1 pseudogene is annotated in these 274 nt (G+C 63.9%); it reads left to right on the top strand.

From position 1 onward, the window contains the following. Window positions 1-274 (top strand): annotated as a pseudogene (locus PQR32_RS42230) (adhesin); the annotation flags it as partial.

The following is a 274-nucleotide window of genomic DNA, read 5'->3' as shown; positions in this document are numbered from 1 at the left end:
AGGCAACGTTACCAACATCAGCAACACGGTGAACAACATCACCAACGGTGGCGGCATCAAGTACTTCCACACCAACTCGACGTTGGCGGATTCGTCGGCGACGGGTACAAACGCGGTAGCGATCGGTGGTGCGGCCTCGGCCTCGGCGGCGAACTCGGTGGCACTGGGTTCGGGCTCGACGACGACGGCGAACCTGTCGGCAGCGGGTTACAACCCGGGTACGGCGGCTCTGTCTGGTACGGCCTCGGCGGCCAACGGTGAAGTGTCGGTAGGC

The organism is Paraburkholderia dipogonis (assembly GCF_046027395.1).
In the GTDB taxonomy this organism is placed as follows: domain Bacteria; phylum Pseudomonadota; class Gammaproteobacteria; order Burkholderiales; family Burkholderiaceae; genus Paraburkholderia; species Paraburkholderia dipogonis_A.
The sequence above is the reverse complement of the archived record's forward strand: the minus strand, read 5'-3'. Positions and strand labels throughout refer to the sequence as shown.